The organism is Streptomyces lacaronensis (assembly GCF_047337785.1).
Lineage (GTDB): Bacteria > Actinomycetota > Actinomycetes > Streptomycetales > Streptomycetaceae > Streptomyces > Streptomyces lycopersici.
In genome coordinates this window covers 2,221,785-2,243,284 of the sequence record NZ_JBLHDK010000003.1, presented here as the reverse complement: position 1 = coordinate 2,243,284, position 21,500 = coordinate 2,221,785, and the positions used below count along the sequence as shown (strand labels likewise).

General features: G+C 71.5%; 23 protein-coding genes and 1 pseudogene. 13 read left to right on the top strand and 11 right to left on the bottom strand.

Annotation, left to right across the window (positions count from 1 at the left end; all coding sequences use genetic code 11):
• Nucleotides 1–157 precede the first annotated feature (157 nt).
• Nucleotides 158–883 carry a dienelactone hydrolase family protein gene (locus tag ACMTAK_RS09910; RefSeq protein WP_413805865.1) on the top strand — a complete coding sequence of 242 codons (726 nt, stop codon included), beginning with the start codon at nucleotides 158–160 and terminating at the stop codon, nucleotides 881–883.
• Nucleotides 884–926: 43 nt separating this feature from the next.
• On the opposite strand, the gene ACMTAK_RS09905 is transcribed toward ACMTAK_RS09910, so the two are convergent.
• A complete protein-coding gene (locus tag ACMTAK_RS09905) occupies nucleotides 927–1,298 on the bottom strand; it encodes a hypothetical protein (protein ID WP_413805864.1) in 372 nt (123 codons plus the stop codon).
• A gap of 46 nt (nucleotides 1,299–1,344) precedes the next feature.
• Nucleotides 1,345–1,680 (bottom strand): annotated as a pseudogene (locus tag ACMTAK_RS09900) (NF041680 family putative transposase); the annotation flags it as partial.
• A 287-nt stretch (nucleotides 1,681–1,967) separates the two neighbouring features.
• Here ACMTAK_RS09900 and ACMTAK_RS09895 point away from each other — a divergent pair.
• From ACMTAK_RS09895 to ACMTAK_RS09885, 3 genes are all read left to right on the top strand, one after another.
• A complete protein-coding gene (locus tag ACMTAK_RS09895; protein ID WP_413805863.1) occupies nucleotides 1,968–2,186 on the top strand; it encodes an EF-hand domain-containing protein in 219 nt (72 codons plus the stop codon).
• A 151-nt stretch (nucleotides 2,187–2,337) separates the two neighbouring features.
• Nucleotides 2,338–2,958: a flavin reductase family protein gene (locus ACMTAK_RS09890; RefSeq protein ID WP_413805862.1), complete on the top strand. Its 621-nt coding sequence runs from the start codon at nucleotides 2,338–2,340 to the stop codon at nucleotides 2,956–2,958.
• A 28-nt stretch (nucleotides 2,959–2,986) separates the two neighbouring features.
• On the top strand, nucleotides 2,987–3,649 hold the full coding sequence (locus ACMTAK_RS09885; RefSeq protein ID WP_413812839.1) for an HAD family hydrolase: 663 nt from the start codon (nucleotides 2,987–2,989) through the stop codon (nucleotides 3,647–3,649).
• 240 nt (nucleotides 3,650–3,889) lie between these two features.
• Here ACMTAK_RS09885 and ACMTAK_RS09880 read toward each other — a convergent pair whose 3' ends face one another.
• Nucleotides 3,890–4,762 (bottom strand): undecaprenyl-diphosphate phosphatase, encoded by an 873-nt coding sequence (locus ACMTAK_RS09880; RefSeq protein WP_413805861.1) that lies wholly within the window; start codon nucleotides 4,760–4,762, stop codon nucleotides 3,890–3,892.
• A gap of 284 nt (nucleotides 4,763–5,046) precedes the next feature.
• On the opposite strand from ACMTAK_RS09880, the gene ACMTAK_RS09875 reads away from it, so the two are divergent.
• Complete coding sequence (locus ACMTAK_RS09875) at nucleotides 5,047–6,591, top strand: MFS transporter (RefSeq protein WP_413805860.1); 1,545 nt, start codon at nucleotides 5,047–5,049, stop codon at nucleotides 6,589–6,591.
• A gap of 57 nt (nucleotides 6,592–6,648) precedes the next feature.
• On the opposite strand, the gene ACMTAK_RS09870 is transcribed toward ACMTAK_RS09875, so the two are convergent.
• Entirely contained in the window at nucleotides 6,649–7,416 is a 768-nt protein-coding gene (locus tag ACMTAK_RS09870; RefSeq protein WP_413805859.1) for a TVP38/TMEM64 family protein, read from the bottom strand.
• 414 nt (nucleotides 7,417–7,830) lie between these two features.
• On the opposite strand from ACMTAK_RS09870, the gene tuf reads away from it, so the two are divergent.
• Both tuf and ACMTAK_RS09860 read left to right on the top strand, forming a co-directional pair.
• A complete protein-coding gene (gene tuf / locus ACMTAK_RS09865) occupies nucleotides 7,831–9,006 on the top strand; it encodes an elongation factor Tu (RefSeq protein ID WP_413805858.1) in 1,176 nt (391 codons plus the stop codon).
• A gap of 89 nt (nucleotides 9,007–9,095) precedes the next feature.
• A complete protein-coding gene (locus tag ACMTAK_RS09860; protein ID WP_413805857.1) occupies nucleotides 9,096–9,941 on the top strand; it encodes a spermidine synthase in 846 nt (281 codons plus the stop codon).
• On the opposite strand, the gene ACMTAK_RS09855 is transcribed toward ACMTAK_RS09860, so the two are convergent.
• Nucleotides 9,928–11,232 (bottom strand): MFS transporter, encoded by a 1,305-nt coding sequence (locus tag ACMTAK_RS09855; protein ID WP_413805856.1) that lies wholly within the window; start codon nucleotides 11,230–11,232, stop codon nucleotides 9,928–9,930. The two genes, ACMTAK_RS09860 and ACMTAK_RS09855, sit on opposite strands and share 14 nt — an antisense overlap.
• Nucleotides 11,233–11,306: 74 nt before the next feature.
• Nucleotides 11,307–12,413 carry a hypothetical protein gene (locus tag ACMTAK_RS09850; protein WP_413805855.1) on the bottom strand — a complete coding sequence of 369 codons (1,107 nt, stop codon included), beginning with the start codon at nucleotides 12,411–12,413 and terminating at the stop codon, nucleotides 11,307–11,309.
• Between the two features lie 95 nt (nucleotides 12,414–12,508).
• Here ACMTAK_RS09850 and ACMTAK_RS09845 point away from each other — a divergent pair, with 95 nt between their 5' ends.
• From ACMTAK_RS09845 to ACMTAK_RS09830, 4 genes are all read left to right on the top strand, one after another.
• A complete protein-coding gene (locus ACMTAK_RS09845) occupies nucleotides 12,509–12,961 on the top strand; it encodes a DUF4442 domain-containing protein (protein ID WP_044568204.1) in 453 nt (150 codons plus the stop codon).
• Nucleotides 12,962–13,309: 348 nt separating this feature from the next.
• On the top strand, nucleotides 13,310–13,975 hold the full coding sequence (locus ACMTAK_RS09840; RefSeq protein ID WP_413805854.1) for a DedA family protein: 666 nt from the start codon (nucleotides 13,310–13,312) through the stop codon (nucleotides 13,973–13,975).
• A gap of 175 nt (nucleotides 13,976–14,150) precedes the next feature.
• Nucleotides 14,151–14,693: a gamma carbonic anhydrase family protein gene (locus ACMTAK_RS09835; protein ID WP_413805853.1), complete on the top strand. Its 543-nt coding sequence runs from the start codon at nucleotides 14,151–14,153 to the stop codon at nucleotides 14,691–14,693.
• Between the two features lie 23 nt (nucleotides 14,694–14,716).
• Complete coding sequence (locus tag ACMTAK_RS09830) at nucleotides 14,717–15,409, top strand: GAF and ANTAR domain-containing protein (protein ID WP_413805852.1); 693 nt, start codon at nucleotides 14,717–14,719, stop codon at nucleotides 15,407–15,409.
• A 146-nt stretch (nucleotides 15,410–15,555) separates the two neighbouring features.
• On the opposite strand, the gene ACMTAK_RS09825 is transcribed toward ACMTAK_RS09830, so the two are convergent.
• The 5 genes from ACMTAK_RS09825 to ACMTAK_RS09805 all read right to left on the bottom strand — a co-directional run bounded on the left by ACMTAK_RS09825 (nucleotide 15,556) and on the right by ACMTAK_RS09805 (nucleotide 20,184).
• Complete coding sequence (locus ACMTAK_RS09825) at nucleotides 15,556–16,461, bottom strand: cytochrome c oxidase assembly protein (RefSeq protein ID WP_413805851.1); 906 nt, start codon at nucleotides 16,459–16,461, stop codon at nucleotides 15,556–15,558.
• Entirely contained in the window at nucleotides 16,461–17,015 is a 555-nt protein-coding gene (locus ACMTAK_RS09820; protein WP_413812838.1) for a DUF2243 domain-containing protein, read from the bottom strand. The genes ACMTAK_RS09825 and ACMTAK_RS09820 overlap by 1 nt, the downstream gene beginning before the upstream one ends.
• A gap of 155 nt (nucleotides 17,016–17,170) precedes the next feature.
• A complete protein-coding gene (locus ACMTAK_RS09815; protein WP_413805850.1) occupies nucleotides 17,171–17,959 on the bottom strand; it encodes a VOC family protein in 789 nt (262 codons plus the stop codon).
• Nucleotides 17,960–18,032: 73 nt separating this feature from the next.
• Nucleotides 18,033–19,238 (bottom strand): FUSC family protein, encoded by a 1,206-nt coding sequence (locus tag ACMTAK_RS09810; protein ID WP_413805849.1) that lies wholly within the window; start codon nucleotides 19,236–19,238, stop codon nucleotides 18,033–18,035.
• 79 nt (nucleotides 19,239–19,317) lie between these two features.
• Nucleotides 19,318–20,184 (bottom strand): EamA family transporter, encoded by an 867-nt coding sequence (locus ACMTAK_RS09805; RefSeq protein ID WP_413805848.1) that lies wholly within the window; start codon nucleotides 20,182–20,184, stop codon nucleotides 19,318–19,320.
• Nucleotides 20,185–20,291: 107 nt separating this feature from the next.
• Here ACMTAK_RS09805 and ACMTAK_RS09800 point away from each other — a divergent pair, with 107 nt between their 5' ends.
• Nucleotides 20,292–20,864, top strand: coding sequence for a helix-turn-helix domain-containing protein (locus ACMTAK_RS09800; RefSeq protein WP_413805847.1), 573 nt, complete (start codon nucleotides 20,292–20,294; stop codon nucleotides 20,862–20,864).
• 50 nt (nucleotides 20,865–20,914) lie between these two features.
• A complete protein-coding gene (locus ACMTAK_RS09795; protein WP_413805846.1) occupies nucleotides 20,915–21,469 on the top strand; it encodes a YbaK/EbsC family protein in 555 nt (184 codons plus the stop codon).
• The last annotated feature ends 31 nt before the right edge of the window (nucleotides 21,470–21,500 follow it).

The window sequence follows — 21,500 nt, the reverse complement described above, 5'->3', positions numbered from 1 at the left end:
GCCTTGCCGGGCGTCGGGACGACCGCCAGGAGCGCGCGGGCCTCGGGACGCGTCAGGCCGTTCTGCCAGCCGGCGACCGCTTCGAGCGCGGCGGGGTAGTACTCCCGCAGCAGAACACCGGCCCGACCGGGCTCGACGATCACTACAGTCCAGGCTCATGACGACGGTTACAACGCGCACGATCGAATACGCGGCCGACGGCCTGACGATGATCGGGCATCTCGCGCTCCCGGCCGGTGTCGACCGCCGGCCCGTGGTCTTGGTCGGGCCCGAGGGGGTGGGGCTCAGCGACGTCGAGCGCCGCCGGGCCGATGCGCTCGCCGAGCTGGGATACGTGGCGCTGGCCTTCGACCTCCACGGCGGGCGCTATTTGGGCGACCCTGAGGAGATGTTGGCCCGTTGCATGCCGTTGCTCGCCGACCCCGACCGGATGCGAGGCATCGGCCACGCGGCGCTCGACGTGCTCCGCGCCGAGCCGCGGACCGACCCGGACCGGATCGCCGCCGTCGGCTACGGCACCGGGGGCGCAATCGCGCTGGAACTCGGGCGCGACGGCGTCGACCTGCGCGCGATCGCGACAGTCAACGGACTGACCACGGGCCGACCAGGCGAGACGGCGCGCATTCACTGCCCTGTGTGGGCCGGGGTCGGGTCGGAAGACCCGATCATGCCGCCCGCGCAACGGGACGCATTCACCGCCGAGATGCAGGCTGCGGGCGTCGACTGGCGCCTCGTGGTCTACGGCGGCGCCTTGCACGCCTTCCATCACCCACCGGTCGACCACATCGTGCTTCCCGGGGTCGGTTATCACCCTCAGCACGCGCAGCGAGCTTGGCGGGACGTCGTCGACCTGCTCGCCGAGTGCCTGCCCATAACGGAGTGATCTGGGCAGACTGGGGTTTGTTCACAGGCTCTGACCTTGTCGTTTAACGTCCGGTCGCTTCTGCTTCTGATGCGAGCGATGCCCGAATGATGTGCAGCCATCGCTGACAGACCGGGACGGTGATCGGCTCGAAGAGCTCGGGAGTCGATATCTCAAGGAGGAACTGTGTCAGCAGGTCTTCGTGCCCGTCTTCGATGCGCACTCCGTCTTCGAAATGGACCGCGTTCGCCCAGTCGACGAGCTCGTCGGGGTGTGCAAGCCCGGTGGCTACCTTTGTCACAGCGGCTGCGGCATGGCTACGGCTGAAGGTGACAGTCCCCTTCGCTTCGCTCTGCCCAACGGCCTGGATGAGATCGGCCAACTCGCCGCGCCAGTGCACGAGATCTTCAACGGGGCCGCTTCGAGTCGTGTCCACGGTGCCATCTTGCTCGGACCATGGTCGTCGTGCAGCGGTGTATCTCTCAGTTCGGAGCCGGCACTACTCGTCGAGGCTTGGTTCCCTTCTTGTGATGGGCTGGGCGGGTGTATACCTCGCCTGTCGCGAGGACTCGACCCACGTCGTGACGTGGTGCTGAGCGGCGGTTTTTCGAGCCGGGAGGCCGCCCCGGACCTGGTCGGGCAGGTTGCGGTGCACGCGCCGGAGAGGGGGTCTTCGCGTGGAGGTTCCGAAGCCCCCGGCGGACCCGGGCCGGGGTGAGCTTGTTCGGCTCCGTCTTCTTCTCCCAGGGCCGCCGCAGGTCGGCGGCGAGCTGGCGGGCGAGCCCGAGCTGGGTGTGGGCGGCGATCACCGGCCAGGTCGCAGATCCCGTCCAACCGGCTGCGCGATGCCGCCTACCGGGGTCTGGACCCCCAGGTCGACCTCGGCCTGGCGACCTTCGGCTGGGGCTGGCACCGACGGGAGCTCGGACCCGCAAGCGCCAAGGCATAAGCGCCTCGCACGGGCCGGTCGTCGAGCTGATCGAGCGGGCAGGCCAGGGCGGCTGACCGCCCGGGGCAACGGCGGCACAACTGCCCAGCCTCCGCGTTGCTCCGGGCGGACGGATAATCTGGGCCCGTCAGCGAAGATCGCAGAAGGGCGGAGAAGATGGCAGACATCATGGAGACGGCGGCGCGGAAGGTCTTCGAGCGCTACGACCTCGACGGGGACGGCCTGGTCACCGCGGACGAATACCGTAAGGTCGTGGCGGAGTTGGAGGGTTCGGAGATCACCGAATCGCAGGCCCAGGAGCTGATCGACTCGCTCGACACCAATGGCGACCGCCAGATGTCCTTCGAGGAGTTCTGGGCGGCCATGAATGGCTGACACCGCCGGGTCCGGCACCTGAACGTGCCGCAGGCGGGGTGGCCTTCGCGTCATCGTGTGGAACGCGGGCGCGGCACGTGCACCCTGACGGCGGTGGGACACCGCCGTCCGTCGTTGGGATGTGCTGCCGCCTGCGCGGATACTGGGCCGTATGCGTATCGACTTCGATCCCGAGACCATGGGCCCCACCCCCTTCTACAAGCTGCTGACCTCGGTCGTCGTGCCCCGGCCGATCGCTTGGGTGTCGACCGTCGGCCAGGACGGTGCCGCGAACCTCGCCCCGCATTCGTTCTTCACCGTCGCGGCCGTGGCCCCGCCCGTCGTGCAGTTCACCTCCGTGGGGCGTAAGGATTCGCTGCGGAATGTCGAGGACACCGGGGAGTTCGTGGTGAACCTCGCTCCCGAGGGGCTGTTCGAGCAGGTCAACGCGACCGCGACGGACTTTCCGCACGGGGTGAGCGAGTTCGAGGCGGTGGGGGTGGAGCAGGAGGCGAGCTTGCGGGTGAAGCCGCCTCGGGTGGCGGGGTCGCCGGTGGCGCTGGAGTGCGTGGTGCACAGCACGATGGGGTTCGGGAACTCGACGGTGGTCTTCGGGCGGGTGGTGCATGCCGCGATCGACGACGAGGCGATGGTCGACGGGCATGCCGAGGTCACCAGGTTGCGGCCGCTGTCCCGGCTGGGGAAGAACGAATGGGGCACGGTCGGTGAGGTGCTGGACCTCGCCCGGATCCGTTACGCGGACTGGGAGGGGCAAGCGCCGGAGAAGGCGTGAGGGCCACGGGCCACAGGAAGGGGTCGTGGTGGTGGAGAGCGTGGTGTTCGACATCGGCTCGACCCTCGTTCGTGAGGACCGCTACTGGGGCTCCTGGGCCGACTGGCTCGGGGTGCCCCGGCACACTCTGTCCGCGCTGGTGGGGGCCGTCGTAGCGCAGGGGCGGGACGACGGGGACGCCATCCGGCTGCTGCGGCCGGACGGCGTGGACATCGACGCCGAGCGTCGGGCGCGGGAGGCGGCGGGGCGGGGGGAGTGGCTGGACGAGTCCGATCTGTACCCGGACGTACGGTCCGCGCTCGGCGCGCTGCGGGAGTCCGGGCTGCGGGTGGTCCTGGCCGGGAACCAGTCGCTGCGGATGGGGGAGCTGCTGCGGGAAATGGAGCTGCCGGTCGACGCCGTGGCGACGTCCGGTGGATGGGGGGTCGTCAAGCCCGATCCGGAGTTCTTCCGGCGGGTGCTGGAGCTCGGCGGCGCCGCGCCGGGGGACACGGTGTACGTGGGTGACTACCCGGCCTTCGACATCCGCCCGGCGAAGGCCGCCGGGCTGCGGGCCGCGCATATCCGCCGGGGGCCGTGGGCGTATCTGTGGGCCGATACGGCCGACGCGGCGATGGCGGACTGGCGGATCGACTCGTTGAGAGAGCTGGTGGAGATCGTCACCGGACCGTCGGGGTCATCGTCCCCGTAAGGCCGCAGCTCAGGGCAGGGGAGTGCGCTGGGTGAGGAATTCACACCCGGTGTGACGCGAGTGCTTGCATATATCTACCGCACACCCTTCCCCGCTACCCGGTATGGCGCTTGACTCGTCCCATGCCGCTCAGGGGGCGCCAGACCTGAGCGAAGGGGCCGCCGGACTCCTCCCTCCTCGGCCGGCGGCCCATCTCCCTGCCTGCCCGGCGGATATCCGATCGGATATCCGAGAGGTGCGTCAGCCTGCCGACTCGGCCGCGTGCGCGCTCAGCACACCGAAGCCGACGAGCGCGAAGAGCGCGATGCCCAGCAGGATCCGGTAGATCACAAACGGCATAAAGCTCTTACTTGAAATAAATTTCATAAACCACGCGATCACCACATAGCCGACAATGAAGGCGATGACCGTCGCGAAGATCGTCGGGCCCCACTCGGTATGGCCCTCCGAGGCGTCCTTCAGCTCGAAGACGCCCGAGGCCAGCACCGCCGGCACCGCGAGCAGGAAGGAGTAGCGGGCCGCGGACTCTCGGGTGTAACCCATCAGCAGTCCGCCGCTGATCGTGGCGCCCGACCGGGAGACGCCCGGCACCAGCGCCATCGCCTGGCAGACCCCGAATATGAGCCCGTCCCGGATGCTCAGCTCCTGGAGCGTCTTGCGCTGGTTGGCGACGCGATGCCGGCCGCCCGTCTCGTCGCGGGCCGCCCGCCGGTCCGCGAAGCCCAGCACGACGCCCATGACCACGAGGGTCGTGGCTATGAGCCGCAGATCGCGGAACGGACCCTCGATCGCGTCCTGGAGGGTGAGGCCGAGCACGCCGATGGGCAGCGAGCCGACGATCACCAGCCAGCCCATCTGGGCGTCGTGGTTGCCGCGCCACTCCTTGCTGAAGAGCGAGCGGAACCAGGCCGACACGATGTTGACGATGTCCTTGCGGAAGTAGATGAGTACCGCGAGCTCCGTGCCGATCTGGGTGATCGCGGTGAAGGCGGGCCCAGGGTCGTTCCAGCCGGCGAACGCGGCCGTGAGCCGCAGATGGGCGCTGGAGGAGATCGGAAGAAACTCAGTCAACCCCTGGACCAGCCCGAGGATGAATGATTCAAACCACGACATTGAGTCTTCGCTATCCAAGGCTGATCGTGCGCTGCTCGATCCCTGGTCTCAGATGTCCAGGCATGACCGATTCAGGCGGGGCGGTCAGTGGGAAGCCGACCGTCGAGGATCGACGACCGGTTGTGGGGGCAGCGTAGCGTCCCCGGGTGCGTGGCCCATCAAGGGCCTGGTCAGACCATCGGTTCAGCGCTTTGCCCTTGGGTACTCGGGGCTCGGCCGCCGGGCCGCGGGCGCCTGGTGAGGATCAGTCGTGGACAGCCTGGACAGCCGAGGAGCCGAACCGTATGACCGCGATCGGGCACGGCGGAGAACAGGGTGGCCGACGGGACGGGGCCGGGGGCGGCGCCGGAAAGCGAACGGGCGGGACGATCACCACCGAGGTCCCGGCCCGGCTGGACCGGCTGCCCTGGTCACGCTGGCACTGGATGATCGTGATCGGCCTCGGCACCGTATGGATCCTGGACGGTCTCGAAGTGACCGTCGTCGGCAATATCGCCAGCCGTCTCTCCGAGCCCGGCAGCGGGCTGCCCATCACCGACGCGCAGGTCACCGGGATGGCGGCGGCCCTCTATGTGGCCGGTGCCTGCACCGGGGCGCTGGTCTTCGGCTGGCTCACCGACCGCTACGGCCGCAAGAAGCTCTTCCTCATCACGCTCGGGGTCTATCTCGCCGCCACCGCGCTCACCGCCATCTCCTTCTCCGCCTGGTGGTTCTTCCTCTTCCGTTTCCTCACCGGCTTCGGTATCGGCGGCGAGTACGCGGCCATCAACTCCGCGATCGACGAGCTGATCCCCGGCAGGTACCGGGGCCGCGTCGACCTGGTCATCAACGGGAGCTTCTGGCTCGGCGCGATGGGCGGCTCGCTGCTCTCCGTGCTGATGCTCAACACGAACTTCTTCACCCTGAACGTCGGCTGGCGGCTCACCTTCGCCCTCGGTGTCGTCCTCGGCCTGGTCATCCTGCTGGTCCGGCGGAACGTCCCCGAAAGCCCGCGCTGGATGTTCATCCACGGCCGGGCGGAGGGCGCCGAGGAACTGGTCGCGGCGGCCGAACGGCGGATCGAGGACGAGACCGGGCGGCGCCTCACCGAGCCGGACAAGGCCATCACCATCCGCACGCGGAAGAGCACCGGCTTCATCGAGATCGCCCGGACGCTCTTCCGGGCGTACCCCCGGCGCGCCTTCCTGGGGCTGGCCCTCTTCATCGGGCAGGCGTTCCTCTACAACGCCATCACCTTCGGCTTCGGTTCGATCCTGGTGAAGTTCTTCGGCGTGCCCAGCGGCGACACCGGCTACTACTTCGCGGTCATCGCCTTCGGCAACTTCCTCGGACCATTGCTGCTGAGCAGGCTCTTCGACACGGTCGGCCGCCGGCCGATGATCTCGGGGACGTACACCCTCTCCGGCGTGCTGCTGTTCATCACGGCCTGGATGTTCGGCAGCGGCTGGCTCAGCGCGACCACGATGACCGCCTGCTGGTGCGTGGTCCTCTTCTTCGCGTCGGCCGGTGCGAGCTCGGCGTATCTGACGGCCAGCGAGGTGTTCCCGATGGAGACGCGCGCCCTGGCCATCGCCTTCTTCTACGCCATCGGCACGGCGGCCGGGGGCATCAGCGGACCGCTGATCTTCTCGAATCTGACGGCGAGCGGAGTCGTGGCCGACACCGCGCTGGCCTTCTCCATCGGGGCGTCGCTCATGGTCGCGGCCGGGCTGGTCGCCGTCTTCCTCGCGATTCCGGCGGAGCGGCGTCCGCTGGAGGACATCGCCGAGCCGCTGTCCGCCCGCGCCGCGGCCACATCGGCCTCCGCCACCGGACCGGCCGGCGGCTGACGGACCCCGGCCGGCGGCTGACGGACTCCGGCCCGGTCATCCCCGCGGAGCCGCCGGTCATCCCCGCGGCGCCATCTCCTCGTCTGCCGCCGTGTCCTCCGTGGGCCGGACGGGCCCCACGGGCCGTACGGGTCGGATACGGCCGCGTTTGCGCCAGGCCACCAGCGCCCCCGCGACAGCGGGCACCGTGATGAAGGCCAGCGCGAGGAGGAAGACGGGCGAGGTGGGGGTGGTGGCGCGGCTGCCCGCCACCACGTACGCGGCGGTGTTCGGCACACTGCCCAACCCGGTGGCCAGCAGGAACGACGGCCAGCCCATCCGGGAGACGGCCGCGCAGTAATTGGCGGCGGCGAACGGTACCCCGGGGAACAGCCGGATCGCCAGCATCGACCGGAACCCGTGGTGGCTCAACTGCCGGTCCGCCGCAGTGAGCCAGCGGCCCCGCAGCAGCGGCCGCAGCGCGTCCTGCCCCAGCAGCCGCCCGAGGCCGAAGGCGATCCCGGCGCCGATCACCGTGCCGCCGATGGCCGTTGCCAGCCCGGCCTGGATGCCGAAGAGCGCACCGGCCGCCAGGTTCAGCAGCGGCCGGGGCACCAGCGCGGCGGTGCCCACCCCGTACGCGGCCGTGAACAGCATCACGGCCGTCCCGCCCGTCAACTCCGGCCAGCCATGGGTCAGCAGCCGCTGCGGCTGCCACAGCCAGACCGCGATCGCGGAACCGGTGAGCAGCGCGGCGAGCAACCCCAGCCGCGACCACGGCGAGAGGAGCACGGCGCGGGCGCGGCGGGTGGCCGGATTCGCGGGCGGCGGGGCGACATCGAGCATCGGTGGAGCGTAACCGACCGGGACCGGCGGACGCTGTGATGTCGTCTGATTGTCGGCAGACCGTCGACGGAGGGTTCCGAACCACCCGCCCCACCCACCCCGCGCGTACCGAAGCGCACCGAAAACCATTCGACGCGGACCGAACAGTGCGCGAAGATCACAGCATGTTCCGGCTCGCCTTCCTCACGCCGACGTCCGCGGTCGCGGACGCGCCGAAGGCTGCCGTCCCCTCTCTCGCTCCGGCCGCGGTCGCCGGCCTCACCACGGACCCGCCTGCCGCCGTTCCCGCCGCCTGCCTCGACGGCGCCCGAAGCTGACCCTCCTCGGACAACTCCGACGGATCCCCCAGGGGGAGGGTCGGCGAGGTTCTGGGGTCCGCGCTTCCCACCCCCGCTGACGAGGAGAGATCGTCGCATGTCCAAGCAGACGTATGTGCGCACCAAGCCGCATCTGAACATCGGCACCATGGGCCATGTCGACCACGGCAAGACCACGCTGACCGCCGCCATCACCAAGGTGCTGAGCGAGCGGGGCACCGGCGGCGCCTATGTGCCGGCCGACCGCATCGACCGGGCGCCGGAGGAGGCCGCGCGCGGCATCACCATCAACATCGCGCATGTCGAGTACGAGACCGACACCCGGCACTACGCGCATGTCGACATGCCCGGCCACGCCGACTTCATCAAGAACATGGTGACCGGCGCCGCCCAGATCGACGGGGCGATCCTCGTGGTCTCCGCGCTCGACGGCGTGATGCCGCAGACCGCCGAGCATGTGCTGCTGGCCCGCCAGGTCGGCGTCGACCACATCGTGGTGGCCCTCAACAAGGCCGACGCGGGCGACCCCGAGCTCACCGACCTCGTCGAACTGGAGGTGCGCGAGCTGCTCTCCGCGCACGGCTACCCCGGCGACACCACGCCCGTCGTACGGGTCTCCGGGCTGCGGGCGCTGGAGGGTGACCCGCGCTGGACCGGGGCGATCGAGGCGCTGCTGGACGCCGTGGACATCTACGTGCCGACGCCCGTGCGCCACACCGGGGCGCCGTTCCTGCTACCGGTGGAGAACGTGCTGACCATCACCGGCCGCGGCACGGTCGTCACCGGCGCCATCGAGCGCGGCACGGTACGGGTCGGCGACCGTGTCGAGGTGCCCGGCACCGATGTGGCCACGGTGGTCACCGGGGTGGAGACCTTCGGCAAGTCCATGGAGTCGGCCGAGGCGGGCGACAATGTGGCGCTGCTGCTGCGCGGAGTGGCGCGGGACGCGGTGCGCCGCGGCCATGTGGTGGCCGCGCCCGGCAGCGTCGTGCCGCGGCGGCGCTTCACCGCGCGGGTGTACGTCCTCTCGGCGGCCGAGGGCGGCCGGCGGACCCCGGTGTCCACCGGCTATCGCCCGCAGTTCTATCTCCGTACGGCGGATGTGGCAGGCGCCGTGGACCTCGGGGCCGCCGCGGTGGCGCGCCCCGGTGACACGGTCACCATGACGGTCGAGCTCGGCCGTGCCGTACCGCTGGAGCCGGGTCTCGGCTTCGCGATCCGCGAGGGCGGCCGCACGGTGGGTGCGGGCACGGTGACCACCGTGCTGCCGTAGCCATCACCGGCCCCGCTCGTCCGCCTCCCCCGTGCGGGGGTGGCGGGCGAGCGGAGGCCACGTCATGCGTGCGACGGCACAATGAGAGGGTGAACGAGCCGATACCCGTGAGCCGTGCCGTGGACGGCGGCACCGCCAAGCTGATGCCGGACCTGGACCGCCCGCGCGCCTGGCTGCTCACGGTGGACGGCGCCCCGCAGTCGTACGTCGACCTGGACGATCCGGGCCATCTCGAGTTCGAGTACGTGCGGCGGATCGCCCATGTCCTGGACGCGGCCGCCGATCCCGGCGCCCCGCTCGACGTACTGCACCTGGGGGGCGGGGCGCTGACGCTGCCTCGCTATCTGGCCGCCACCCGCCCCGGCTCCCGGCAGGTGGTGATCGAGGCCGACCGGGGGGTGCTGGAGCTGGTCGCCGAGCACCTTCCGCTGCCGTCCGGGACGGGCATCACGGTGCGGCCGGAGGACGCCCGGACCGCGCTGGAGGCCGCGCCCGAGGGGTCGGCCGATGTCATCGTGGCCGATGTCTTCGGCGGTTCACGGGTGCCCGCGCATCTGACCTCCATCGAGTACGCCCGCGTCGCGGCCCGGGCGCTGCGGCCGGGCGGGTGGTACGCCGCGAATCTGGCCGACGGGGCGCCGTTCACCTTCCTCCGCTCCCAACTGGCCACCTACCGCACCGCGTTCGCCCACCTCGCCCTGATCGCGGAGCCGTCGGTGCTGCGCGGCCGTCGGTTCGGCAACGCCGTGCTGGTGGCCTCCCAGTCCGAACCGCCGGTCGCCGTGCTGGCCCGCCGCACCGCGGCCGACGCCTTCCCGGCCAGGGTCGAGTACGGGGAGGCGCTGGACCGCTTCATGGGCGGCGCGGCGCCGGTGCGGGACAAGGACGCCACGCCCTCGCCGGAGCCGCCGGACGGGGCGTTCAGCGTGGGCTGACCGGCTCCGGGGCGGTGTCCGCGGCGGCGGCCGGTCCGCCCTCGGCGACGGGCTTGGTCTCGTGCCGGCACAGCCGCCGTACGTCCGGGACCGTCAGCACCGCCAGCGTCAGCGCCAGGATCAGCGCCGAGCAGCCCCATAGCGAGGCCGCCCGGCCGAACGCCTCCTCGGCCGGGCCCGCGAGCGCCGTGGCCAGCGGCACCATGGCGACCGAGCCGAACCAGTCGTACGCCGAGACCCGCGACAGCTTGTCCTCGGGGATCTCCTGGTGCAGCGCGGTCATCCAGGACACCCCGAACACCTCGACCGACACCCCGACCAGGAACATCACCACGGCCAGCGGCGCGATCGGCACCGGGACGGCGAGCGCGGCCGACGGCAGCGCGAGCGGCAGTACGCACAGGGAGCCCGCGAGCAGCATCCGGCGCGGCCGCCAGCGCACCATCAGCAGACCGCCCAGGACGGTGCCCGCGCCGAACGCCGCGAGCGCGAGCCCCCAGGGGCGCGCCCCGCCCAGATGATCCTCGGCCACCAGCGGACCGAACACCGACTCCGCCGCTCCCACCACCGCGTTGACGACGGAGAACTGGACGACGATCGACCACAGCCAGGGCCGGCCGATGACTTCGCGCCAGCCTTCGCGCAGATCCCGCAGCATGCCGCCGCCGGGCTCCCGCTGGGCGACGGCACGCACGTCGAGCAGCGAGCGCAGCGCGCCCGCGACCGCGAACGCGGCGGCGTCGACGGCCAGCACCCAGCCTGGGCCGACCACCGCGACCAGCGCGCCGCCGAGCGCGGCCCCGCCGATCTGCGCACCGTTCATGCCCATCCGGAACAGCGCGAAGGCGCGGGCGGCCTGTTCGCCTTTGACGCTGGAGAGCAGCATGCCCTCGGCGGCGGGGGAGAAGAACGCCTGCCCGGTGCCGCCGAGCGCGGACAGCGCGGCCATCTGCCACAGCCGTGCCTCGCCGGACAGGACGAGCACGGCGAAGACCGCCTGCGAGAGGCAGTTGAGGCTGTTGGCCGCCACCATCACCCGGTGGCGGGGCAGCCGGTCCGCCACCGCGCCGCCGATCAGCAGGAAGACGACCAGCGGAAGGGTGCGGGCCGCCGCCACGAGCCCGACGTCGCCGCCGTCCCCGCCCGCCTCCAGCACCGCGAACGCCGCCGCGATGAGGGCTCCGGCGTTCCCGAGGCCCGTCACCACGGCGGCGGTGGTCAGCAGTGTGTAGTTGCGGCCGGCCCACGCGGGGCGGCGCGGTCGGAGGCGCGGGGCCGGAGGAGTCGTCACATCCGGACTATCCCTGGGGGCGGGCCCCGGCGTCCAACCGAATTCCGGCCGTCGCGATCGGAGCGGTCAGAAGGTCAGGAGACCTCCGACTTCACCGGCCGCAGCGAACTCATGATCTTCTTGATGGTGGAGTCCGGGACCTCTTCCTTGGTGCCCTTGACCGAGTACAGGACCCAGGTGGCGAAGTCGCCGTTGGTGTCCGTGTAGGTCACGGTGACCGACTTGCCGTCGGTGGTGCACTTGTCGGTCTTCTTCACCCCGGTGACGGTGGCCGACGCGGTGTAGCCCTCGAGGCCGTGGGCGCTCTTGAACTTCTTGGCGTCGGTGACCTTGCGGGTCCCGGTCTGCTTCTGGTCGAAGGCGGCGAAGACCCAGTTCTCGGCCTCGATCTTGGCGGCCGACGCCTCGCTCTTGGCGCCCTGGGCGCCCTTCGAGCCCGCCCCCGCGGCGTGGCTCTTGTTGACGTAGCCGTCCTTGTCCTTGACCGAGCAGTAGTCCTTCTTGTACCTCGCCGGAGCGGACATGACCACGAGGGGCTTGCCCTTGTCGTCCTCGAACCCGGTGCTCAGGCCCGGCGATTCGATCGTCCAGTCCGGGGGGACGTCGAAGGCGTTGTGCCGCTTGGGGCTGACCACCGGCTTCCAGCCGGGTATGACCGCCTTGACGTCGGTGGTGTCGCCGCCGGCGCGCGGGTTGTCCGCACCGCCGCCGCCCGGGTCCTCGGTCGGTTCCTCGGAGGCCGGAGCCGACGTGGAGGCGGGCGTCTTGTCCTTCCCCTTCGACTCGTCACCGCCGTCGCTGTCGTCCTTGCCCAGGACCAGCGCACCGGTGATGGCCGCGGCCGCGACGACCGCGATCGCCGCGACGATGGCGATGGTGGTCGTGCGCTTCTTGTTGTCGCGCGGCGGCTGCGGTGCGCCGGGCGGGCCGGACGGAGCGCCCCACTGCTGGCCGGGCGGACCCTGCGGCGGGCCGTAGCCGGGCTGCTGCTGGGGCGGCTGGCCGGGCTGCCCCGGCTGCTGCTGGGGCGGCTGCTGATAGGGATTCGGCTGTTGGTATCCCGGCTGCTGATACGGGTTGGGCTGGTTGTATCCCGGCTGCTGATACCCCGGTTGCTGATAGGGGTTCTGATCGTGCGGGTTGTTCTGCTCGCCCCCGGGCGGCTGCTGTCCTGGCCACATGGCCAGTAACGATAGAGGGGGCCGACGACAGCTGCTACGGCTGCCCCTTGAACTGCCCCTTTCCCCGTTTGCTACTGGGTGGTAACTTCCGGGGCATGTCAGAAACCCTGCCCTCCGTCGGTGAGATGCTCGCCGCCACGGTGCCCATGGTGCGCACCCTGAACCTGGAGTTCCGTGAGGCGTCGCCCGAGCGCGCGGTGCTGTGCCTGCCCGACCAGTCCGACTTCCACAACCACGTCGGCGGCCCCCACGCGGGCGCGATGTTCACCCTGGCCGAGTCCGCGAGCGGTGCCATCGTGCTGGCGGCGTTCGGCGATCAGCTCGGCCGTGCCGTACCGCTGGCCGTGCGCGCCGAGATCGGCTACAAGAAGCTCGCCAAGGGGCCCGTCACCGCGACCGCCACCCTCGGTCGGCCCGCCGCTGAGGTGGTCGCCGAGCTGGACGCGGGGGAGCGGCCTGAATTCCCGGTGAACGTCGCGATCACACGCGAGGACGGTGCGGTTACGGGCGAAATGTCCATCGTGTGGACCCTGCGCCCCCAGTCCTGAGCCCGACCTCCCCAGCCCCGAGCCCGGCCCCGCGTCGTCCTCCCTTCGCCGGAGCCGACGCGAGCCGGAGCACGACTTGGGGATGATGGCGACCGCGCGCCGATTGAGTAGGCTTCCCGGCGTGCGCCACGTCCCTAGGGCCTGTCTGGAGTTGTGATCTGGATCAGGGAGCGGGGCGTGGTGCGTGCGATCGCAAGGCGCCGGAAGGCCCTCGTAGCGGAGCTACTAGGGCATTTCGGCAACGCCGCGAGCGTGCGTGCCACGCCCCGCGAGCCCAGATCACAACTCCAGACAGGCCCTGGTCCGGCGCACGCCGGGAAGCGGTCGCCACATGGGGAGGAACCGGCGTTGCATATCGAGGAATGGCTCGAGACCGTGCCCGCGGTCAGCGTGTATCTGCTCGTGGGTATCGTCATCGGCCTGGAGAGCCTGGGAATCCCGCTCCCCGGCGAGATCGTCCTCGTCAGCGCGACGCTGCTGGCGGCCTCCCAGGACCACATCAACCCCTACATCCTGGGGACGTGCGCGGTAGCGGGCGCGGTGATCGGCGACTCCATCGGCTATCTCATCGGCCGCAAGGGCGGACAGCCGCTGCTCGCCTGGCTGGGCCGCAAATTCCCCAAGCACTTCAGCGCCGAGCATGTGGCCACCGCCGAGCGCTCCTTCCAGAAGTGGGGCATGTGGGCGGTCTTCGTCGGCCGGTTCATCGCGCTGCTGCGCATCTTCGCGGGGCCGCTCGCGGGCGTGCTGCGCATGCCGTACTGGAAGTTCCTCATCGCCAATGTGCTCGGCGGCATCGTCTGGGCCGGTGGCACCACCGCGGTCATCTACTCCCTGGGCAAGGTCGCGGAGGACTGGCTGAAGCGCTTCTCCTGGCTCGGGCTCGTGCTGGCCCTGCTCTTCGGCCTCGGCTCGATGCTGGTCATGAAGTGGCGCTCCAAGAAGGCCAAGGCCGCGGCGGTCACGGCGGCCGATTCCGAGACCGAGCCGGAGCCGGTCCCGGCCGGGGACTAGGGTCCTTCTTCCACGGAGATCCGTCAGAAGGACTCCAGGGGCGTCCGACGGATCGTGACGTCTGCGGCGGGCTGTTGCGCCGAGGACCGGGGCGGATCGGTTCAACCGGCCGGACCGGCTGGACGGCTCTGCCGGGGCTACCGGCCGGGGCGCGGAACGCGAAGGGAAAGACCAGGTGGGAGAGACGGTGCGCGCCTTGATCTTCGGCATCGACGGAAAGGAGCCACGGATCGACCCCGACACGTTCGTGGCCCCCACGTCGGTGGTGATCGGCGATGTAGTGCTGGCGGCGGGTTCCAGCGTCTGGTACCAGGCGGTGCTGCGGGGCGACGGCGGCCCCATCGTCCTCGGCGCGGACAGCAACATTCAGGACAACTGCACGGTGCACGTCGACCCCGGATTCCCGGTCTCCATCGGCGAGCGGGTCTCGGTCGGGCACAACGCGGTCGTGCACGGCTGCACGGTCGAGGACGACGTCCTGATCGGCATGGGGGCGACGGTCCTCAACGGCGCCCGGGTCGGTGCGGGATCGCTGGTCGCGGCCCAGGCCCTGGTGCCGCAGGGGATGGAGATACCGCCCGGGTCGCTGGTGGCGGGGGTGCCGGCGAGGGTGAAGCGCCCCCTCACCGACGAGGAACGGGAAGGCATCAGGCTGAACGCCCAGGTGTACGCGGACCGGGCGAAGCAATACCGGGAAGCGCTCGGAGGCGGCGAGTAGCTCGATGTGATCGGATGGTGGTCATGGACTGGGAAGCCTTCGCCGAGCGCATGGCCACCATGGCACGGGATCTGCTGGCGCAGGAGTCCGTGGAGGCCACGCTGGAGCGGATCAGCGCGTGCGCCGTGGACATCGTGGAGGGCTGTGACGCGGCCGGCATCCTGGTGCTCCACGGCAGCCGAGTGGAGTCCCTCGCCCCCACCGAAGGGCTGGTGGTGCGGTCGGACCGGCTGCAGGAGCGGCTCCGCGAGGGGCCCTGCTTCGACGCCGCCCGTCGGTTGGACGGTGAGCGGGTGTTCCGGATCAAGGACTTCACCGCGCCCGAGGAGAGCTGGCCGGATTTCGTCGGGGAGGGCCGCAAGCTCGGCATCGGCAGCATGATGGGGTTTCTGCTCTACACCGAGCATGAGGACCTCGGCGCCCTGAACCTCTACTCGCGGCGCCCCGCCGCCTTCACCGAGGCCAGCGAGACGGCCGGCTGGCTGCTGGCCTCGCACGCCGCGGTCGCCTTCTCCAGCGCCCGCACCGCCGACCAGCTCCAGCAAGCGCTCCAGACCCGGCACACCATCGGCGAGGCCATGGGCATCCTCATGGAGCGCCTGAAGATCACCGAGGATGACGCCTTCGCACTGATCCGCCGGGCGTCCCAGGAGCGCAACGTCAAGCTTCGGGACATCGCCCGGCAGATCTGCGAGAGCGGTGGAATCGACGACTGAGGCGTCGACCCGAGCCGACGCGTCAGCCGAAGCGGCTCTTCCGGCCCGCGGTCTGGACCGGAAGGGCCTGGCCACCGTGGTCCCCGGGGGCCGTTGCGATGGCGTGACGCCCAGGTACCCCGTGGCCCCGGTGGTAACCCCCACCGTCACCTGGATTTCGGCAGGGCGCGCGGGGCGCGGATCCCCTCCTTCGGCCGCCGCACCGGGCGTGCCGCCGGGCGTACCCGTGACCCGTGCGGGCTCCGGGGCGTCCTCACGGGCCGCCAGGTGGTGACGAGGGCCGCGGCCAGAAGGAGCTCGGCGAGGTCGCCCCCGTAGTACATGATCTCCGCACCGCCCCGGACCTCGGCGATCGGGGCGTGGACGTCGACCCAGAAGCCTCCGTACATCAACTGGGCGATGACGGCGTGGGCGGCGATGGCGACGCCGAGGACCACCAGCCGGGTCGGCACCCCCGGCCGGGCGGGGGCCGGATCGGGACCAGCGATGACATACGCGAACAGCCAGCCCGAGAACAGGAAATGGGCGTGCGTCAGCCAGTGCCATCCGGGGTGGCTCATGGTGGCGTCGTAGACGGGGGTGAAGTACAGGAGCACCAGCCCACCGGTGGTCAGCAGCAGGGCGGTGACGGGATGGGCGAGCAGCCGCGCGGGGCGGGAGCGGAGCACGGCGGTCAGCCGTCGGCCGCGGTCCGGGGGCAGGGCGCGCAGCAGCACGGTGACCGGGGCCGCGAGCACCAGTGCCAGGGGCGCGTACATCCCGAGCAGCAGATGCTGGGCCATATGGCCGCGGAAGTCCTGATGGGCGAACGGCGCGAGCGGCGGCAGCAGCGCCACGGCCACCAGGACGAGCCCCGCCGCGAAGCTCAGCGACCGCGCGAACGGCCGACCCTGGGCGGGGTGACGGCGACGGGCGCGGCGAACGGCCAGCGCGTAGGCGGCGGCACACCCCAGCAGGGCGAGGGCCGGCAGCCATACGTCCAGGGTCCATACGTCCAGGGGGCCGCCGCCCTCGCCGTGCCCATGGCCGGGATGCGCCGCGCCGCCACCCATCACACGTGCCCGGTGGTGCGCGGCGCGTCGGGGCCGGAGGGGGCCCCGCCGCGCTGCAGCAGATAGCCGCCGGCCACCAGAAGGGCGCCCAGGACGAGGAAGCCGGCGTCCCACCAGGGCTGCTCCGGGCCGCCGTGGACATGGTGGATGCCGAGGATCTGGTGGTCCAGCACGCCCTCGACGAGGTTGAACAGGCCCCAGCCGACCAGCATCCAGCCCCACAGGACGCGGGAGCCCCAGACCCGGCGCCGGTCGTGGGTGACCCGGGCGTAGAGGATGGCCAGCCCCAGCAGCACCGAGATCCAGCACACGGCGTGGAAGACGCCGTCCCACACGGTGTTCATCTCCAGACCGGAGACGGTGTGCGGGTTGTAGTACCTCACTCCGATGCGGTCGTGGTTGGTGCTGCTGAGCATGTGGTGCCACTGGAGCAGCTGGTGCAGCAGGATCCCGTCGAGGAATCCGCCCAGCCCCACCCCCAGCACGATCCCCGGCAGCCGGATGACGCGTGACGCGGGCAGACCGGCTCGGGCTTCCTCCGCCGTGGTGGCCATCATCGCTCTCCGTCCTGACGACAGCGTGGTCCCCCGCGCTCTCCGCCTCCACGGCTTCCCGGCCGGACCGGCTTCCTCACCTGTCGATGTCGTCTTTACGCCATCTCGCCGAGCCGAGCCGAGCCGGGGCGAAGCCGTCCGTCAGGGCCGTCCGCTCAGGCCGCGGTGACGGTGAACAGCCCGCCGTCGGGGTCGCGCAGGATCGCCTGACGGCCCGTGGGCGAGGCGTCCGGCGGGAGGGCGACCGTGCCCCCGGCGGCGCGGGCCGCCGCCACGGCGGCCGTCACATCGGGGACGCGGAAGTGGACGTACCAGCGCGGCCGGACCCGAGGGTCGGGGGCCTGCTCGACGGCGCCGCCGTGGACCACCGCCAGCTTGCGGCCCGCCTCGCGCACGATCACCTCGTCGTTCTCGTACTCCACGGAGCAGTTGCCCTCCGGCGACGCCCAGCCGAAGACCTCGCCGTAGAAGAGGGCGGCCGCGAACGCGTCACGGGTCCGCAGCTCCAGCCAGGCCGGGGCGCCCTCCCGCGGACCCGGCGCCGGACCCGATGGCCAGCCGGGCAGCGCCTCTCCCGTCCAGAAGCCGAAGACGGCGCCATCGGGGTCGGCGGCCAGCCCGGCGCGGCGGCCGGTGCCGAACGGGAGCGGGCCGACGCCGACGGTGCCGCCCCGCTCACGGATGCGTGCCGCGGTGGCGTCCGCGTCCGCCACGGCGAGGAACGGCGTCCAGGCGACCGCGCCCCTGAGACTGTTCGCGAGCGCCCCGACCCCGGCCACCGGCGCTCCGCCGAACAGTGCCGTACGGAACTCCTCACCCAGCCCGGTGGGGCGCCAGGTCCACCCGAGCACCGCGGTGTAGAACTCCTGCGCCGCCTGGAGGCTGGGGGCGGCGAGACTCACCCAGCAGGGGAATCCCGGCCGTGCCTGGCCGATCGGCTTCATGGGCACCACTCCTCACAACTCCGCCCCGACACCACCGCGGGGGATTGCACCGATGTACCCCGGCGGCCGGGTGCTATGCCCCGGTGGCGGCGCGGGGCCAGGTGTCCGGGGCGATGTCGTGCCAGATGTTCTGGGCCTGGATCAGCAGGGTGCCCAGGACGGCGGTGGTGCCGGGGGAGACGTAGCGCTCATCGATGAGCTGTTTGTGCAGGACGCCGTGGTGCCGTTCCACGGCCTCCAGCGCATCGTCGAGTTGGCCGCGCGCATCGTCGAGTTGGCCGCGCGCGCCGTTGGGGGCGGCGGGCTCATAGGTCATTTCGGCCCGTGCCTCGCAGGCCGCCGCCAGCTCGGCGAGCAGGCGGCCGTAGTCGCGCAGCGGCTGCTGGTCGGGGGCGGGAATGGCGCGGTTCTCGTCGGCGATGTCGACCATCGTCCTCACGACCGCGCCCACCTCGGCGACGATCGCGCTCCACCGCTGGTCCTCGCTCTCGGGGGGAAGCGACGGAGGCAGCTTCTCGCGGGACTTCCACGGCAGCCTGGGATTGAGCCGGAGGCTCTCATGGCTCCACAGCCGGGCGGATCGCAGACTCTCCTGCCGCTGCTTGAGCTGGTCGGCCAGCCGTCGCCAGTTGGTGGGGCTGTCCTCGGACCAGTCCCCCTGGGCCAGCGCCTCGGCGATGCTCGCCAGTGTCTCCTGTGTCCCGTGCGCCAGACTGCTGAGGTTCTCCCGGACGTTCCGCAGATGGACCGGCGGCAGGACCAGCGCGTTGACCGCGATGCCGATCGTGGCGCCCAGCAGGGCCTGCAACAGCCGGTGGGAGACGGTGAGGCTGGACACCGGGGCCGAGGTGAGGGTGAACAGCGCGGTGGTGGGGCCGTAGATGCCCTGGTCGCCCAGGCGGGGCCAGTTGCTGAGCAGCATCACGACGGGCAGGACCAGGGCCACCGAGATCAGGGTGTTCCCCGTCAGGGCCTCGGCCCCCGCCGCCAGCAGGGTGCCCACGGCGATGGCCACCAGCTGCTGCAACCCCTTGAACAGCGAGCGGTAGACGGTGGCCTGGACCAGGACCACCGCCACCCACGGCGCCATCAGCGCCACCGGGTCCTTCAGCCACCACCCCGAGACCGCCCAGGCGAGCGTGGCCGCCCCGGCCGCCTTGAGCGACTGCACGAGCAGGTCCCGCTCGCGCCCCGGCCCCTGCCACGCCCGCGCCGCGGCGTGCACGATCCCCCGGGCCTCGGCCCGCACCACGTACAGCTTGTCGTATCCGTGCCCCATGGCGAGTGGGTTCCTGGGGCGTGCCCGCTTATGCATGGCCGGATGGGCATGGCCGGGCGGGGGCCGGGCCGCGGGCCGCTCAGCCCGTGGCCAGCAGCAGCGTGCCCACCACGGCGAGTCCGGCGCCCGTGGCCTGGACCACCCGCAGCCGCTCGCCGAGCAGTCCGCGGGCGGCGAGGGCGGTCACCACGGGGTAGAGGGAGGCGAGCACCGCGGCGACGGTGACCGGGCCGTGGTGCGCGGCGAGGTTGTACGTGCCGTTCGCGGCCACGTCGGCCAGGCCCACGAAGGCGAGCGCGGGCAGCGACGCCCACACGACGCCCATGCCGCCCTCGGGCAGCCCGGGGTTGCCGCGCCGGACGGAGAACAGCAGCGCGCCGCCGCCGACCGCCACGTTGCACACCCGCTGCACGAACAGCGCGAGGAACAGCCCGGTCAGCGTGTTCGACGCCTCGGCGATCAGCGCCATCACCGAGCCGAAGCCCAGCGCGGCCACCAGGGTGAGCAGCAGCGTCTGCCGCTGGACGGGCGCCCCGCCGGTCTGCGGACCGCTCGCCAGGACCACACCCGCGACCGCCACCACGACGCCCGAGACCTGGAGCAGGCCGGGCCGCTCGCCGAGCACCAGCGCGACGCCGAGGGGCACGATGACCCCGCCGAGCGCGCCGAGCGGGGAGACGACGCCCATCGGGCCGAGCGCGAGGGCCCGGTAGAAGCACAGCATCGCGGCCGGGCCGACCACACCGGCCGCCGCGGCGAACCACAGCTGCGGGCCCGCCTCGGACCATCCGCCGGTGGCGACCACGATGGCGCCGAGCACGGTGACCGCGATGATCTGGGAGACGACGACCACGGTGAGCGCGGGTGTGCGCCGGGTGAGCAGCCCTCCGCCGAAGTCGGCTAGCCCCCAGAGCAGGCTGGTGGCAAGAGCGAAGAGTGCGGACATGGTGAAACCTCGCCGTACAGTGTGGTGGACGTGGGAGTACAGCCCACAGTAGTTCACTACACTCGACTATGCCATTCACTATTTTGGACGGATGGACGGACCGGAACGTGACGGACCTCGACCAGCTCACCCAGTCGCTCGCCCGCAACCTCAAACGGTGGCGCAACGAACGCGGCTTCACCCTCGACGCCCTGGCGGCCCGCGCCGGGGTCAGCCGGGGCATGATCATCCAGATTGAGCAGGCCCGTACGAATCCGAGCGTGGGCACCACCGTCAAGCTCGCCGACGCGCTCGGCGTGAGCATCACCACACTGCTCGACTACGAGCAGGGGCCCCGGGTGACCTTCGTCCCGCCCGACCAGGCGGTGCGGATGTGGTCCACCGAGGCGGGCAGCTACACCGCGCTGCTCGTCGGCACCGAGGCGGACGGCCCGCTGGAGTTGTGGCAATGGCGGCTGATGCCCGGCGACGAGAGCAGCTCCGATCCGCATCCGTCCGGCACGGTCGAGCTGATCCATGTGACGGCCGGTGAGCTCACCCTGGTGATCGGCGGCGAGACCCACACCGCCCCCGCCGGCACTTCCGTGGCGTTCGAGGCGAACACCCCGCACACCTACCGCAACGACGGTACGGCGGCGGTGGAGATGACCATGGCGGTGTCGGTGCCGCCCGCGCGCTGAGGCCGCCGGGCCCGGCCCCCGTGCCCCGCTCCGACTGCTAGTTTGGCGGCATGAGTACGCCGATGGATGCCTTCGACGAGGTCCGTCCCGCCGTCGAGTGCCTGGACCTGCTGACCGCTCCCGTCGCCGAGGCGCTGCGCACCTGGCGCGGCCCGGAGCCGGTGGAGCAGGTGCTCTTCGTGGACACGGACCCGGACAAGGCCGACACCGCCGTGCTCGTCGAGAACTACGGCTCCTGGCTGCTGGAGCAGTCCGCCAACTGCGTGGTGGTCGCGGGCAAGCGGGGCGGCGAGACCACCCTGGCCGCCTGCCTGGTCCTGGCCCACACCCGCGCGGACGTCAACGGCGTGGTGCGCCGCCACCTCGGCGCCCGCAAGGCGTCGTTCGCCCCGATGGACACGGCGACGGACGAGAGCGGCATGGAATTCGGCGGCATCACCCCGATCGGGCTGCCCGCCGACTGGCCACTCCTGGTGGACGCCGCCGTGGCCGACATCCCGTACGCCCTCATCGGCAGCGGCAGCCGACGCGGCAAGCTCATCGTGCCGGGCAAGCTGCTCGCGGGCCTCCCGGGCGCGGTGGTCCTGGAGGGCCTGGGCGCCTGACGCCACGGTGGCCTTCGGGATCATCCGGCGG

Excerpts from the sequence above, each read along its gene's own strand:
- ACMTAK_RS09805 (WP_413805848.1), bottom strand. The coding sequence starts at position 20,184 with ATGTCCGCACTCTTCGCTCTTGCCACCAGCCTGCTCTGGGGGCTAGCC.
- ACMTAK_RS09845 (WP_044568204.1), top strand. The coding sequence starts at position 12,509 with ATGTCAGAAACCCTGCCCTCCGTCGGTGAGATGCTCGCCGCCACGGTG.
- ACMTAK_RS09830 (WP_413805852.1), top strand. The coding sequence starts at position 14,717 with ATGGACTGGGAAGCCTTCGCCGAGCGCATGGCCACCATGGCACGGGAT.
- ACMTAK_RS09875 (WP_413805860.1), top strand. The coding sequence starts at position 5,047 with ATGACCGCGATCGGGCACGGCGGAGAACAGGGTGGCCGACGGGACGGG.
- ACMTAK_RS09795 (WP_413805846.1), top strand. The coding sequence starts at position 20,915 with ATGAGTACGCCGATGGATGCCTTCGACGAGGTCCGTCCCGCCGTCGAG.
- ACMTAK_RS09810 (WP_413805849.1), bottom strand. The coding sequence starts at position 19,238 with ATGGGGCACGGATACGACAAGCTGTACGTGGTGCGGGCCGAGGCCCGG.
- ACMTAK_RS09880 (WP_413805861.1), bottom strand. The coding sequence starts at position 4,762 with ATGTCGTGGTTTGAATCATTCATCCTCGGGCTGGTCCAGGGGTTGACT.
- ACMTAK_RS09820 (WP_413812838.1), bottom strand. The coding sequence starts at position 17,015 with ATGGCCACCACGGCGGAGGAAGCCCGAGCCGGTCTGCCCGCGTCACGC.
- ACMTAK_RS09895 (WP_413805863.1), top strand. The coding sequence starts at position 1,968 with ATGGCAGACATCATGGAGACGGCGGCGCGGAAGGTCTTCGAGCGCTAC.
- ACMTAK_RS09815 (WP_413805850.1), bottom strand. The coding sequence starts at position 17,959 with ATGAAGCCGATCGGCCAGGCACGGCCGGGATTCCCCTGCTGGGTGAGT.
- ACMTAK_RS09850 (WP_413805855.1), bottom strand. The coding sequence starts at position 12,413 with ATGTGGCCAGGACAGCAGCCGCCCGGGGGCGAGCAGAACAACCCGCAC.
- ACMTAK_RS09825 (WP_413805851.1), bottom strand. The coding sequence starts at position 16,461 with ATGGGTGGCGGCGCGGCGCATCCCGGCCATGGGCACGGCGAGGGCGGC.
- tuf (WP_413805858.1), top strand. The coding sequence starts at position 7,831 with ATGTCCAAGCAGACGTATGTGCGCACCAAGCCGCATCTGAACATCGGC.
- ACMTAK_RS09870 (WP_413805859.1), bottom strand. The coding sequence starts at position 7,416 with ATGCTCGATGTCGCCCCGCCGCCCGCGAATCCGGCCACCCGCCGCGCC.
- ACMTAK_RS09890 (WP_413805862.1), top strand. The coding sequence starts at position 2,338 with ATGCGTATCGACTTCGATCCCGAGACCATGGGCCCCACCCCCTTCTAC.
- ACMTAK_RS09910 (WP_413805865.1), top strand. The coding sequence starts at position 158 with ATGACGACGGTTACAACGCGCACGATCGAATACGCGGCCGACGGCCTG.